Below are 14,168 nucleotides of genomic sequence, written 5' to 3' on the forward strand. Positions count from 1 at the left end.
TTCGGAGGTTCCAATACATGAAGTACAGCGGTTGGCCCGAGACGGGTGAGCTCGTCGTCGGCGAAGTCGACGAGATCACGGACTTCGGGGTCTTCGTCGACCTCGACGAGTACGAGAACAAGCGCGGCCTCTGTCACATCAGCGAGGTCGCGAGCGGCTGGATCAAGAACGTCCGCGACCACGTCAACGTGGGACAGACCGTCGTCGCGAAGGTGCTCGACGTCGACGAGGGCTCTCAGCAGATCGATCTCTCGATCAAGGACGTCAACGAACACCAGCGAAAGGACAAGATCCAGGAGTGGAAGAACGAGCGGAAGGCCGACAACTGGATGGAAGTGGCCTTCGGCGAGGACCTCGCCGACGAGCGCTACAGAGAAGTCGCGAACGCGCTGCTCGCCGAGTTCGAGTCGCTCTACGACGGCTTCGAGGCGGCCGCCATCCACGGCACGAGCGCGCTCGAAGACGTCGACCTCGACGACGAGGCGGTCGAGGCCATCGTCCAGACGGCCAGAGAGAACGTCTCCGTCCCGTACGTGAACGTCACGGGCTACGTCGACCTCCGGTGTCCGACCGGCGACGGCGTCGACCGGATCAAGGAGGCCCTCCAGGCCGCGGAGGGCGACGACGACTCGGTCCCCGAAGGGATCGAACTCGAAGTCACCTACGTCGGCGCGCCGGAGTACCGAATCCAGGTCCGCGCGCCCGATTACAAGACCGCGGAGGACGCGCTCGAAGCGGCCGCCGGTCGCGCCAGCGACTCTATCGCGACCGACGGCGGCACCGGCGAGTACCACCGCGAGCGGCACGAAGACGACGAGTGACGACCGGCGTTTCCCCGGAACCCACCTTCGATTCACCGTGAAATCCGACATCCGAGTCTGTGCGGCCTGGCGCGATGTCCACGAGCGGCCGGTGTACTCGCTGTCTCAGACCTGCCCGGAGTGCGGCGGCGAGACGGAGAACTCCGCGCCGGCCCCGTTCGACCCCGAAGACACCTACGGCGAGTACCGACGCGCTCTTAAACGCCGGGTCCGCGAGTGAGGGTATGGACGACATCGAGATCGAGACGGTCGCAGAGCCGGCGCTCCGCGATCCGGCGCTCGTCGAGGGGCTCCCCGGCGTCGGTCACGTCGGGAAGTTGGCCGCGGAGCACCTCCTCGAGGAGTTCGACTCCGAACTCGTCGCCCGCGTGTACGCCGACGAGTTCCCGCCGCAGGTGGGCATCGACGACGACGGCGTCGCCTCGCTGGCGTGTGCGGAGTTCCACGCCGTCGACGCCGGCGAGCGAGACCTCCTCGTGCTGACGGGCGACCACCAGGCGCAGTCGCACTCGGGGCACTACCACATCACCGACAGCTTCCTCGACGTCGCCGAGTCGTTCGACGTCGGCGAGGTGTACGCGCTCGGCGGCGTTCCGACGGGCGAACTCGTCGACGAGCCGGACGTGCTCGGCGCGGTCGCGGACGCCGACGAGATCGAGGCGCTCGAAGACGCCGGCGTCGAGTTCCGCGAGGGCGAACCCGCCGGCGGCATCGTCGGCGTCAGCGGCCTCCTCTTGGGACTCGGCGGCCGCCGCGGCCTCCCGGCCGCCTGTCTGATGGGCGAGACCAGCGGCTACCTCGTCGATCCCTCCAGCGCGCAGGCGGTGCTGGAGGTCTTAGAGGAGGTCGTCGGCTTCGAAGTCGGCTACGACTCCCTCGAAGAGCGCGCCGAGGAGATGAAGGAGGTCGCAGAGAAGATCCAGGAGATGCAGAGCCAACAGCAGGGGATGCCGACCGACGACGACCTGCGATACATCGGCTGAGACGGGTCGACACGGCCGGTCACGTTTTCACGCTTCGACGATTCCGTCCGCTTCTTCCGGCGGGACAGCGAGCCGTCCATCGAGCGACGTCACCGCGCGGCCGCCGACGCGGACCTCGGCACCGACGCGGACGCGAATCTCGCTGGGCCGATCGACGAAGTGCCCCTGCTCGAAGACCATCTCCTCGGGGAAGTCGTCGAACGCGCCGATCTCGCGCAGGTACGCGCCGCACGCGCCGCTCGCGGTCCCCGTCGCCGGATCCTCCGCGATACCGACCGAGGGCGCGAACGTCCGGGCGTGCAGCGTCGAATCGGCGTCGAGCGCGTCGAACGTGAACGCGTAGACCCCCGCGGCGTCGTACTCGTCGGCGAGCGCCTCGACCGCTCCGAGATCCGGATCGGCCGCGCCGAGATTCTGCAGGAAGTTCACCGGGACGATCAGGAACGGCAGGCCCGTGGAGGCGACCGCGGCCGGCGCGTCGGCGCCGACGTCCCGGAGGGCCGCGGAGTCGATACCAAGCGCGTCGCCCAGACGGTCGTAATCGACGTCGACGCGCTCAACTCGCGGATAGTCCTGCGTCATCCAGACGGTCCCGGCGCTCTCGACCTCGATGTCGAGCTCACCGACGTTGGTCTCGACGCTGTGCTCGCCGGGGTCGATCGCGCCGTCCTCCTGCAGGTGCGCGTGCGCGGCGACGGTCGCGTGGCCACAGAGGTCGACCTCCTGGGTGGGCGAGAAGAACCTGAGCTGTCGGTCGGCGGAGTCGGAGGGGCGCACGAACGCCGTCTCGCTGGCACCGAGTTCGCGTGCGATCGCCCGCATCTGTTCGTCGGCGAGGCCGCCCGCGTCGGGGACGACGCCCGCGACGTTGCCGGCGAGCGGTTCGGCCGCGAAGGCGTCGACGAGCAGCGCGCGTCGGGTGTCCATACACGGGCGGACGCGGGCGTTCGTGAAAAGTCTCCCCTCCTCGGTGCTTCCCAGGAAGCGGGTACGCACCCGCCCCGCTGGCCGCGCTACGGACCGCGGCCGGTTGGTGAGCCCGCCGGCGATCCCGTGCTCACGCCGATTGCCGACTGCCGACGTCGGCCGTTCCGCGCGGCGGGGACCGATCGGGGATCAGGAGGCGGACCCGCGTTCCGGTCTCAGACTGCTCGAACGACACCGACCCGCCGATTCGCCGGAGGCTCCATTCGACGATCCAGAGGCCGATTCCGCTCCCGTGGTCGAGTCTGCTCTCCGATCCGGACGCGAGGACGCCGATCTCGGTGTCGGGTATTCCCGGTCCCTCGTCTCGGACGTCGATCCTGAGCGTCTCGCCGCCGTCCTCGAACCCGATGTCGATCCAGACCGTCGGATTCGACACCCCGCTGTGTTCGATCGCGTTCTCGATCACGTTCTCCAGTGCGAGCCGAAGGTGGTCGGCGTCGGTGATCACCCGGACGTCGGCGTCGACGTCGACGTCGACCGTCGCCCCGGCGTACCGTTCGGTGAGATCGGTCGCGACCGAGTCGAGGACGCGTTCGACCCTGACGGGGCGGTAGTGCGGGTCGGACTGTTGCAACTGATCGAACGCCCGGGCCTTCTCTCCGATCTCGGTCAGGTCCGCGCCGTTGCGTTCGATCCGGTCGGCGAACTCCCGGATCTGCTCGTCGTCCGTCTCCGCCTCGATAGTCGTGGCGTATCCCATCACCGCGGTCAGCTTGTTCCGGAGGTTGTGACGCAAGACGCGCGTGAGCACTTCCAGGCGTTGTTCCCGCTCGCGTTCGTCGGTGACGTCCAGGAACAGGACGGTGTGGCCGACGGTGGCGCCGGCCGCGTCTCGGAGCGGCGAGGAGTGCACGGCGAACTCGCGCCGTGATTCTCCACCCGCGACGGTCAGATAGCTCGTTTCTTCGCCTCGAAGCTTTGTGGCGTCGAACGCGAACACCTCGGAGACGTGCGTTCCCGCCGCTTCCGGGGTGACGTCTTCGAAGACGACTTCGGCCTCCGTATTGAAATCGACCAGCCGTTCGGAGTCATCGATGACGACGACGGGATGCGGCAACGCGTCGATCGCCTGCTCGTCCGCGACGCGTCGGGTCGCCGGACTCGTCTCGAACATCCGCTTGCCCACGAACGCGTACGCGTCCAGCGCGGCGTGCGGCAGCGATAGCACCGTTCCCCACTGGATCACCGACGCGCTCCCGAGCCCGGCGAGCCAGACGACGATGCCGACCGCCGGTGGGAGCGTGCTGACGGCGACCGCGGCCGCTTCGCTCCGGTACAGCGGCCCGTAACTGAGGATCGTCTCGGCCAGGAGGAAGACGCCAACACCGGCGTAGAGCAGACCGGTCACGAGGACCGCGTAGCCGCCGAACTCGAAGGAGTATTCGAGCACCACGGACCCGTACGCTCGGGTGAGTCGAGCGTTCTCCCAGAAGAGCGTGTGCCAGGGGTTCGTGAGCAGGAGGGCGGTCCCGACGAGCGGAACGCCCCCGAGGAGCGCGTAGAACCGCGACTGCCGGATCGCCCCGTGACCGGTGTACTCCAGCGCGAAGCCGAGGAAGAGATACCCCACCCAGGAGATGGCGAGGACGCTCGCGACTTCGAGTGCGAAGCGTACCTGCGGGTCGACGACGAACAGCGCGACGCCGTACGCGAGACACCACGCCGCCTGCGCAGACAGCGCGGCGATGAACCATCTCGCGCCCGGTTCCTCTCGGTACTGCCAGAGGACGGAAACGAGCGCACACAGCGCGCCTCCGGCGGCGAGCGCGCCGATCGGGACCCAGGAAACCGCCCCGAACAACTGCGCGGTCACTCCCGGCCCTCCCTCCGCGGGGGCCGACTCCGGTCGTCGGTGCTCCGCTCGGCGGGCGGCCGGAAAGCGTGCGGTTCTGGATCGAGACCGTCGATCGAACGGTTCGATTCCCCGGTGGTTACGCGGTGGCTCTCTCGCTCGCCTGCCCCTCCCGTCGTCTGTCGTCTCACCTGAATGTCCCGGTTCGGTGTGATCTATCGTGTTGTTCGGCCGTCTGTGCGATCGTCAGCGGACCCGACGTCCGTCCCCGGACGAGGGCGGTGCCAGCACGGGCCCCGACGCTGTGTGATCCGCGACCTCTCGTGTCCGTCGATCGGAGGGGAGAATAAATACACTGTCGGCCGATCCCGCTCGTCGATTCGTGACCGTCCGCGCCGACGTCCGAGACAGATAGATTAAGGAGCCGGCCGACGGTTCTCCGAACGGTGACCGAAATCTATGGGCGACCTGCCCGATCAGTTCAACTGCACGATCACTAACTGGGAGTACATCTACGGGCTCTGTCGGGACGTCAGCGATCAGGTGAAAGCCGCCGAGTTCGAACCGGACGTCGTCGTGGCGCTCGCCCGGGGCGGCTGGTTCGCGGGTCGGTGCATCTGCGACTTCCTCGGACTCGACGATCTCACGAGTCTGAAGATGGAGCACTACGTCGGCACCGCTCAGAAGGCCGGCGAACCGGAGGTCCGCTACCCGATGCCGGAGGGCAGCGTCGAGGGGAAAGACGTCCTCATCATCGACGACATCGCCGATACCGGCGGCTCGATCGAGCGCGCCTACGAGTACGTGACCGACCGCGACGCCGGCGAGGTGGAGACGGCGACGCTGCAACTGCTGCAGACCAGCGAGTTCGAACCGGATTTCGTCGGCGAACGGCTGGAGGAGTGGACCTGGATCGTCTACCCGTGGAACTTCATCGAGGACATGATCGATCTCGTCTCCGGCGTGATGGAGAAGGCCGACGAGGAGACCTTCGAGGTCGAGGACGTTCGTCATTACCTCTCTGAGTTCCACTCGGTCGACCGGATCGAGATGGAGATCGCCCAGCCCGATCGGATGGCCGAGGTGATGAGCGAGATGGAGCGACGAGGGTATATCGAATCGGCCGACGGCGAGGCGTGGCGGCTGATCGACAACGAGGGTATCGGCGCGTAGCGCCGACGGGCCGAACCGACTGCGACGCGTACGTCCGAATCGGGGTCGACATCCGCCGCGTCGCACGCGCCCGAGACTGACCGCTCCGTCCGGTGATCGAAGCGTTTGAGTAGCGACTTCGTGTCTCACTCGACGTGGTCTCTCTGGTCTCCGTCTTCGCGACCGCGATCCTCCCGATCGTCGCCGTCGGCGGCGTCGGCTACCTGCTCGGGCGGTTCCGCGACGTCGAGACCGACGCGCTCAACACGGTCGTCGTCTACGTGCTCGCGCCCGCGCTGGTGTTTCACAGCCTCGCGACGACGACGCTGGCGCAGTCGACGCTCGTCCGGATCACGGTCGCGATCCTGCTCTTTCACGTCCTCACGGTCCTCGTCGCGGAGGCGGCCGGACGGCTGTTCGGCGTCTCCGAGACGGCGCTCTCGGCCATCGTGCTCGTCGCGGCGTTTCCCAACACGGGCAACTACGGCGTGCCGGTCTCGAACTTCGCGTTCGGCGACACCGGCCGCGCGACCGCGGTCGTCTACCTCTCCGTGCAGGCGGTCCTCATCTGGACTGTCGGCGTGTACATCGCCTCCAGGGGAAGCACCGAGAACCGCCTGGAGGGCGTGCGTCGGGTGTTCAGCGTCCCGCTGGTCTACGCCGTCGCCGTCGCGCTCCTCGCCCGCGCGCTCGGTCTGATCCCGCCCGTCGACTCGACGGCGATGTCGACGGTGCAGCTCGTCGGCGACTCGGCGATTCCGGTGATGCTGCTGCTCCTCGGGATTCAGCTGGCCAGAACGAACGTCGGGACGACCCTGTCGGCGGTCGCAGGCGTCGTCGGCCTGAAGATGGTAGTCGTGCCGTTCATCGGGATCGGCGTCGCGCTCCTAGCCGGCTTCTCCGACCCCGCGGTCGCGCGGACCTTCGTCTTAGAGGGCGCGATGCCCTCCGCGGTGACGCCGCTCATCCTCGTCGGCGAGTTCTCGGAGGGAGAGGTCGCCGGCGTCCCCGTCACCGAGTTCGTCTCGACGGCGATCTTCGCGACGACGGTGGTATCGGTCGTCACGCTGACGGTGCTGATCGCGATCCTGCAGAGCGGCGTCGTGGTGTGATACCGTCGGCCGCAAGTCGGTGAACGCCCGCTGCTCCGCTCATTGGCCTTGCGCCCTTCGCGATGGTGGCGAACAGCCGGCACCCGCTCGGGTCGACCGCCAGTCCCGCGCCCGACTGGCGGCCGATTCCGCTCCCCGCGCCGACGTGCCGGACAACCGCGACCCGACGCGGGGCTGCTCTCAGCGCACGGCCCCGTTGGCCCCGGCTTCGTATATAAATCTCCCCGGACTCCCCTGCACGCCCGAGACCCACGGATTTTAGCGCCCGCACCCGAACTGTCGGTTATGACTATCGGATTCATCGGCGGGAGCGGAATCTACGACGCCCTGCCGCTGGAGGACACGCGAAACGTCGACGTCGAGACGCCGTTCGGGAAGCCCTCCGCGCCGCTCACGGTCGGCGAGTTCGGCGACACGGGTCGGGAGGTCGTCTTCGTCCCGCGGCACGGCCCCGATCACGCGCGCTCGCCGACCACGCTGCCGTACCGCGCGAACGTCTTCGCGCTCAAACAGATGGGCGTCACGCACGTCCTCGCCTCGAACGCCGTCGGAAGCCTCCGAGAGGATCTGCCGCCCCAAACGCTCGTGATCCCCGATCAGATCTACGACCGCACGAAGCACCGCGACCTGACGTTCTTCGACGAGGACGTCGTCGTCCACCAGCCGTTCGCCGACCCCTACTGCGCGGAACTCAACGAGGTCCTCGCCGACGCGGCGGAGTCGGCCACCGACGCCGACGTCGTCCGCGGCGGCACCTACGTCTGCATCGAGGGGCCGCAGTACTCCACCCGCGCCGAGAGCGAGTTCTACCGCGAGCAGGGCTGGGACGTCATCGGGATGACGACGATTCCGGAGGCCAAACTCGCCCGCGAGGCGGAGATGGCCTACGCGACGGTCACCGGCGTCACCGACTACGACGTCTGGAAGGCGGACAGCGAGGTGACGCTCGACGAGGTGCTCGCGAACGCCGCGGAGAACGAGACGGCGATCAAAGAGACCGTCGAGGCGGCGATCCGCGCGCTCCCCGAGGATCACGAGTGCGCCTGCCACACCTCGCTCGCGGGGACGATCAACACGCCCGACGAGGCGATCCCGGACTCGACGAAGACGGATCTGGAGCCGCTGATCGGCGAGTACGTGGAGTAGCGGTCCGCGGCGGTTTCAGTCGTCGTCGGCGGCGGGTATCACCGCTTCCTCGGCGTCGACAGCGTCGTCCTCGGCCTCCGCCTCCGCCTCAGCTCCGTCGTCCTCGAACGTCGCGTCGGGAGCGCGGATCCAGAGGTCGCCGAAGAGATCGTCCTGCTGGAGTCGCACCTCGCTCCGGTGAGAGAGAAACAGGAGTGCGAGGTACGACGTCACCGGCGTCTCGGCTGCGTCAGCCACTTCAGCGAACAGCACCTCGTCGCGGCCGTTGTCGTAGTGGACCCCGACCGCGTCGCGGACGGCCGAGATCGAGGTCTCGATGTCTTCGGAATGCGCCGTGCCGGTGACGTCCGCCGCGGTCGGTTCGTCCGCCTCGCGGAACTCGTCGGCGGAGCGGTAATCGAGCGTCTGCGTCCCGCGACTGTGTCCGTGCGGCGAGTCGGAGGTGTCGTACTCGCGGCGGCGCTTCCACCACGACTGCCGCTCGGCCTCCCGGAGTTCCCGGACGAGCTCGTCGAGCGTCTCCGGCGACCCGCGGGCGTCCTTACGTTCGAGTCGGCGGTCCATCTCGGCTTCGAGCGTGTCGATCGGATCGAAGCCGGGGCCGGCGTCTCCCCCGTCGGCCCCGCCCTCGGCGATCGGCCCGCCGCCTTCGAGGGCGGCCTCCCACGGTTCGAGTTCCTCCTCTTCCTCCTCGTCGGGTTCGAGCAGCGCGTCGCTCTTCATCCGCAGGAGGACGGCCGCGTAGAACAGCGCCCGCCCCGACGTCCGGAGGTCCGTCTCGTCGAGCGCGTCGAGGAAGGCGTCCGTCGCCTCGACGAGGTCGACGTCCCAGGGGTCGATCTCCCCCTCCTCGGCCAACTGGACGAGGAGTTCGACGGGCTCGACCTCGCCCTCGTCGACGTCCGTTCCGTCGGCCGTCGGGGGACCGCCGCCGGATCCGCCGGGATCGCTGGATCCACCCGGTCCGCCGGAACCGCCGGATTCGTCGCTCCCACCGACCGCGACGCCGTCGGGGAACACCTCGCTCCGCGGCGGCGATCCGGCGGAGTCAGTCATCCGCGGGCACCTCCGGCTCCTCGCTCTCGTCGTCGCTCAACTGGATCCCGGTGACGGCGCTGACGTTGTCGCCCTGCATCGTCACGCCGATGGCGCGCTCGGAGCGCTCCAGGAGCGCGGAGCGGTGCGAGACGACGACGAACTGGGCGTCTCCCGAGAGGTCGTCGACCATCTCGCCGACGCGCTCGGCGTTGGCGGCGTCGAGGAACGCGTCGATCTCGTCGAGCGCGTAGAACGGCGCGGGGTTGTGCCGCTGGATGGCGAAGATGAACGCCAAAGCTGTAAGAGACTTCTCCCCGCCGGACATCGCGTTCAGCCGCTGGATCGGCTTGTCGCCGGGCTGGGCCTTCATCGTCAGCCCGTCTTCGAACGGGTCCTCGGGGTTTTCGAGGTGGAGTTCGCCCGTTCCGTCCGAGAGGCGCTCGAAGATGTCGGTGAAGTTCTCGTTGATCGCGTCGAAGGCGTCCATGAACGTCTCCTTCTTCTGGGACTCGAAGCGGTCGATCCGCTCCTCGATGGCGTCGCGCTCGGAAACGAGGACGTCGCGGCGCTCCCGGAGGTCCTCCAGGTCCGCGTTCACCTCGTCGTACTCGTCGATCGCGAGCATGTTCACCGGTTCGAGCGCCTCCATCTCCTCGGTGAGCCGATCGATTTCGGCCTCGACCTCGTCGTGATCGGGGATCTCCTCGGGGTCGTACTCGCCGACCGCGGATTCGAGTTCGTCGATCTCCCAAGAGAGCCGCTCGACGCTGTCGCGCAGCGACTCCAGTTTCGACTCGATCTTGTCCACTTCGTCGCGCTTCTCGTCGCGCTCGCTCTTTGCCTCCCGCAGCGTCGCCTGCAGGTCCGACCGCTCGGCTTTGAGCTCTTTGAGCTCCGCTTCGAGTTCCTCGACGGCCTCGCGCTTGGCTTCGAGTTCCTCCTCGCGGTCTTCGATCTCTGCCTCTTTCTCCCTGATGACGTCGCGGGCGTCGGCCTTCTTCTCCTGGGCGGTCTCGACGCTCTCCTCGAGGTCCTCGATCGTCTCCTCGGCGTACTGCCGCTGCAGTTGAAGCTCGTTGAGCCGACCGTCGAGGTCGTCCATCTGCTCTTCCTTCTCGTCGATCTCCGCCTCGATCTCCTCGGCTTCGGCCGTTAGCTCGGGGATCTTCGAGTCCGCGAGTTCGGCCTCCAGCTCGTCGATTTCCGCTTGAACCGCCGAAATCTCGGCGTCGACCTCGTCGATCTCGGCGTCGATCTCCCGCATCTCCTCGTCGACCTCCGCTCGCTCCTCGCGGAGCCGTTCGATATCGGCTTCGAGGTCGTCGATCTCGCTCTCAGCGTCCTCGACGTCCGCCTCCGCGTCCTCGACGTCGGATTCCAGCGAGCGAACGCGGTCGCGGGCGTCGGAGGCGCGGCTCCGGGCGTCCTCGATGTCCTCGTCTTTCTCTCTGATCTCCGCCTGGAGGTTCCGCCGGCGGTCTTCGAGGTCGGAAATCTCCTCGGCGAGCCGCTCGAGCCGACCGCCGCCGGACTTCGAGAAGGAGTACCGGGAGCCGCCGCCCGAGCCGCCGGTCATCGCGCCGGAGCGCTCGACCAGGTCGCCGTCGAGCGTCACCATCCGGTAGTCGCCCATCAGGTCGCGGGCGGTCTCCATGTCCTCGACGACCAGCGTCGACCCCAGCACGTACGAGAAGACGGACTCGTACTCGGCGTCGTAGTCGACGAGAGCGCGCGCGAAGTCGACGACGCCGGGGTGGTCCGGCAGTCGCGGGAGGCCGCGGTCCTCCATCTCCGTGATCGGGAGGAACGTCGCCCGACCCGCGTTCCGGGACTTCAGGTAGTCGATGCAGTCCGAGCCGACACCGTCGTCGTCGACGACGACGTGGGCGAGCCGGCCGCCGGCGGCGGTCTCGCAGGCGCTGGCGTACTCGCCGTCGACCGCGCCGAGCTCGCCGACGGTGCCGTGGACGCCGGAGAGTCCGGCGTTCTGGATCGTCGTGACCGCCCGCGGCCAGGAGTTGTCGCCGTCGTCGCCCGCGCGGGCTTCGAGGGTGGCGTACTCGGACTGCTTCGACTGGATCTCCTCGACGACCTCGTCGAGTTCCTCCTTCAGTTCGGCCTTCTCCGCCCGCAACTCCTCGACGATCCCCTCGATCTTCGACTCGTTCTTCTCGGCCTTGTCGAGCTCCGAGTGGAGGTCCGAGACCTCGGCCTTCAGGTCGGGAATCGTCTCTCGCAGCTCATCGATCTCCGCTTCGGCTTCGGAGATCTCGCTCGCCCGCCGGCGCGTCTCGTCGAGCAGCCGGTCCTTCTCGCGCTGGCGCTCGTTCTTCTCGGTTTTCAGCTCTTCGAGGCGCTCCTTCCGCTCGCTCAGGTCGGCCTTCAGCTCGTCGTACTCGGTGTCGACGTCGTCGATCTCTGCCTGCACCTCGGCGAGGTCGGTCTCCAGCGAGCCGATATCGGACTTCACGGAGGCCTTCTCGACCTTGACCGAGCGGATCTCCTCGTCGAGATCGTCGATCTCCTCCTGCTTTCGATCCAACTGGACGAACGCGTTCCGCCGCTCGCTCTCGGCGTCCTCGATCCGCTCTTCGGCGGCCTCGATCGCGTTCTCCACTCTGTCGATCTCGCCTTTCACCTCCTCGATCTCGGATTTGATCCGAAGTTGCTCGTCCTCGCCCTTCCGCTCGATCTCCTTCGTCAGCTCGTCGAGCTCGTCTTCGAGCCGGGTGACGCGACCCTCGCGGCGGTCCAGTTCCTCTCTGCGCTCGGCGAGCGTCGATTCCCGCTTTTCGACCCGGTTTTCCGTCGCTTCGAGGTCCTCCCGCTTGTCTTCGAGTTCCGCGGCCTTCTGGTAGCTCTCGTACTCCTCGCGCTCCTCGCGGAGCGACTGGTACTCCAGGGCGGTCTCGCGCTCGTCTTCGAGTTGCGCCAATCGATTCTCCTTCTCCTCGATCCGGAGGTCGGCCTCCTCGATGCGCGCCTCGACCGCGTCGAGTTCCTCGAAGGCGTCCTCCTTCTTCGCGTCGAACTCGGCGACGCCCGCGATCTCGTCGATGATGCCCCGCCGCTGGTAGGCGGTCATGTTGATGATCTCGGTGACGTCGCCCTGCATCACGACGTTGTAGCCCTCGGGGGTGATGCCCGCCTGTGCGAGGAGGTCCTGGATGTCCGAGAGGTTGCAAGCGCGACCGTTGAGGTAGTAGTAGGAGTAGTAGTTGTCCTCGGTCTCCTTGACCCGGCGCTTGACGCGGATCTCGTCGACGTCGCCGACGTTGTCGCTGCCGGCGGCGTTGACGACCTGCGCGCGGTCGAGCGTCCCGTCGCCGTTGTCCAGGACGACCGTGACGGTCGCCTCTTTGGGACCGCTCGTTCCGCTCTCGCCGTCGTCGCTCCCGTCGGCGTGACCGGGGTTGTAGATCAGATCCGTGAGTTTCTCGGCGCGGATGCCGCGCGTTCGGGCCAGCCCGAGCGCGAACAGCACGCCGTCGATGATGTTCGACTTCCCGGAGCCGTTCGGCCCCGTGACGACCGTGAAGTCCTCGTAGAACGGAATGCGCGTCGTCCGCCCGAAACTTTTGAAACCGTCGAGGACGAGCTCTTTGATGTGCATGGGTTGCTCGTGGCGGGCGGAGCGCCCGATTACGCGACGATGATGTCGTCGTCTTCGGTCGCCGCCTCGTCGTCTCCCTCACTCTCGTCCGCCTTAGTCTCGTCGCCCTGCGAGTCGACCTCGCTGGGGAGCTGTTCGTCCGCGTCGGCGTCGATGAAGTCCGCGTCGTCCGCGCCCTGTGCGGACGTCTCGCGCCGCGACTCCGCCTGTGCCGGCGACTCGCTGAGGGGATCGTTCGGGTCGACTTCGGACGCCGCCTCCGGTTCGGTCGCCTCTGACCCTTCCGCTGCTTCGGGCTCGTCTGCCGTCTTCGACCCGGCCTCCGACGGGGATTCGGACGTCGGTTCCGGCGTGTCGTACCCGACCGGACGGCTTCCGGCCGCGAGGTCGACCTCGACTTCCTCTTCGAGGAGGCGGACCCGCTCTTTCGTCTCCACGAGCTCTTCTGTCAGGCCGTTGACGGCGGCCTGTAGCTCCGCGACCTTCGACTCGAGTTCCTCCACGCGGTTGCTCATAGGGTAGATACCGCGTCTCCGGTCACATAAACGTACGTCAGACACCTACCCACAAAGTGATAGTTGAGAAAAACGTCTGCGATGCGACGGGGGCCCAACAGTCGGGCACGTCGCGTCGACGGGCGTGGGGAAGGCGTCTCGACGTCCTCACCGAAGATGCCGGTCGAGGAACCCCTCGGTCCAACGCAGCGTGAACGCCCGCTGGGTCTCGTGGACGTCGCGGCCGGCGTCCGCGGCGACGACGCACTCGGCGGGCACGTCGTGTTCCTCCAGTAGGTCGTAGAACAGTTCGGAGGCCATCGCCGGGACGACGGCGTCCTCCTCGCCGTGGAGAAGTAAGGTCGGCGGTCGGGAACCCGTACCGCCCTCTGCTTCCCCATCGAGGTATGTCGACGGCGACGCCCGAGTCCAGGCGCCGGGAGCCGACTCCCGATCCCCGCCGAGGAACGCGACGAGGTCCGCCGTCTCGGGCTGGTGTTCGAACACGTACGTTCCCGCCACGCCGACCACGGCCGAGAGCGCGTCGTTCGCGGCGGCGACGCCCCGGCCGACTGTCTCGGGGTCGGGCGAAAAGTACTCACTGTCGGCCGTCAGCGCCGCCAGGACAGCTAACTGTGCGCCGGCGCCGTGACCGAACGCACCGATTCGAGAGGGGTCGACGCCGATCTCGGCGCTCGCCGCTCGGATCCACCGGACCGCGGCCTTCAGATCGCGCACCGCCGCCGGGAACGGGGCGACGTCGCTGCCGCGATAGTCGGGAATAACGCAGACGAACCCCCGTTCCGCGAGGTCGAGCGCGTAGCGCGCCATCGAATCCCGCTCGACGCCCCGCCACCCGTTACCGGGTACGAGGGCGACGGCGGCGCGACGAGGGCCGCTTCCGGCCTCCCTGTCGACGCTCGTCGCCGGGCGATAGAGGTCGAGACGGAGGGGGCCACTCGCGGGCGTCGCGAACTGCACCCCCCGGCGGACGTCGATCCCGGCGGCGTCGGCGAGCGCGTTGCTCATC

12 protein-coding genes are annotated in these 14,168 nt (G+C 67.8%); 6 read left to right on the forward strand and 6 right to left on the reverse strand.

Annotation, left to right across the window (positions count from 1 at the left end; genetic code table 11):
* The first annotated feature begins 17 nt into the window (after nt 1–17).
* The 3 genes from NO876_RS08865 to NO876_RS08875 are packed head-to-tail and all read left to right on the forward strand — an operon-like array spanning nt 18 to nt 1,804.
* On the forward strand, nt 18–821 hold the full coding sequence (locus NO876_RS08865; RefSeq protein WP_256421323.1) for a translation initiation factor IF-2 subunit alpha: 804 nt from the start codon (nt 18–20) through the stop codon (nt 819–821).
* A gap of 37 nt (nt 822–858) precedes the next feature.
* Nucleotides 859–1,041 (forward strand): RNA-protein complex protein Nop10, encoded by a 183-nt coding sequence (locus tag NO876_RS08870; protein ID WP_256421324.1) that lies wholly within the window; start codon nt 859–861, stop codon nt 1,039–1,041.
* Nucleotides 1,042–1,045: 4 nt separating this feature from the next.
* Nucleotides 1,046–1,804: a proteasome assembly chaperone family protein gene (locus NO876_RS08875; protein ID WP_256421325.1), complete on the forward strand. Its 759-nt coding sequence runs from the start codon at nt 1,046–1,048 to the stop codon at nt 1,802–1,804.
* Between the two features lie 27 nt (nt 1,805–1,831).
* On the opposite strand, the gene NO876_RS08880 is transcribed toward NO876_RS08875, so the two are convergent.
* The gene (locus NO876_RS08880; RefSeq protein WP_256421326.1) at nt 1,832–2,731 is read right to left on the reverse strand and encodes a PhzF family phenazine biosynthesis protein; all 900 of its coding nucleotides are present in this window, start codon (nt 2,729–2,731) and stop codon (nt 1,832–1,834) included.
* Nucleotides 2,732–2,861: 130 nt separating this feature from the next.
* On the reverse strand, nt 2,862–4,604 hold the full coding sequence (locus NO876_RS08885) for a histidine kinase N-terminal 7TM domain-containing protein (RefSeq protein WP_256421327.1): 1,743 nt from the start codon (nt 4,602–4,604) through the stop codon (nt 2,862–2,864).
* Nucleotides 4,605–5,042: 438 nt separating this feature from the next.
* Here NO876_RS08885 and NO876_RS08890 point away from each other — a divergent pair, with 438 nt between their 5' ends.
* From NO876_RS08890 to mtnP, 3 genes are all read left to right on the forward strand, one after another.
* Nucleotides 5,043–5,756, forward strand: coding sequence for a phosphoribosyltransferase (locus NO876_RS08890; RefSeq protein WP_256421328.1), 714 nt, complete (start codon nt 5,043–5,045; stop codon nt 5,754–5,756).
* Between the two features lie 134 nt (nt 5,757–5,890).
* Nucleotides 5,891–6,847 carry an AEC family transporter gene (locus NO876_RS08895; protein WP_256421329.1) on the forward strand — a complete coding sequence of 319 codons (957 nt, stop codon included), beginning with the start codon at nt 5,891–5,893 and terminating at the stop codon, nt 6,845–6,847.
* A gap of 285 nt (nt 6,848–7,132) precedes the next feature.
* Nucleotides 7,133–7,993 (forward strand): S-methyl-5'-thioadenosine phosphorylase, encoded by an 861-nt coding sequence (gene mtnP, locus NO876_RS08900; RefSeq protein ID WP_256421330.1) that lies wholly within the window; start codon nt 7,133–7,135, stop codon nt 7,991–7,993.
* A 15-nt stretch (nt 7,994–8,008) separates the two neighbouring features.
* Here the strand turns inward: mtnP and NO876_RS08905 are convergent, their stop codons facing one another.
* From NO876_RS08905 to NO876_RS08920, 4 genes are all read right to left on the reverse strand, one after another.
* Complete coding sequence (locus NO876_RS08905; RefSeq protein ID WP_256421331.1) at nt 8,009–9,049, reverse strand: segregation/condensation protein A; 1,041 nt, start codon at nt 9,047–9,049, stop codon at nt 8,009–8,011.
* The gene (gene smc / locus NO876_RS08910; protein WP_256421332.1) at nt 9,042–12,644 is read right to left on the reverse strand and encodes a chromosome segregation protein SMC; all 3,603 of its coding nucleotides are present in this window, start codon (nt 12,642–12,644) and stop codon (nt 9,042–9,044) included. Before smc ends, NO876_RS08905 begins: the two co-directional genes overlap by 8 nt.
* Nucleotides 12,645–12,673: 29 nt before the next feature.
* Nucleotides 12,674–13,159 carry a DUF7518 family protein gene (locus tag NO876_RS08915; protein ID WP_256421333.1) on the reverse strand — a complete coding sequence of 162 codons (486 nt, stop codon included), beginning with the start codon at nt 13,157–13,159 and terminating at the stop codon, nt 12,674–12,676.
* A gap of 147 nt (nt 13,160–13,306) precedes the next feature.
* Nucleotides 13,307–14,167, reverse strand: coding sequence for an alpha/beta hydrolase (locus tag NO876_RS08920; protein ID WP_256421334.1), 861 nt, complete (start codon nt 14,165–14,167; stop codon nt 13,307–13,309).
* Nucleotide 14,168 lies beyond the last annotated feature (1 nt).

It is taken from the genome of Halobellus rarus, from assembly GCF_024494595.1.
Taxonomy (GTDB): domain Archaea; phylum Halobacteriota; class Halobacteria; order Halobacteriales; family Haloferacaceae; genus Haloquadratum; species Haloquadratum rarum.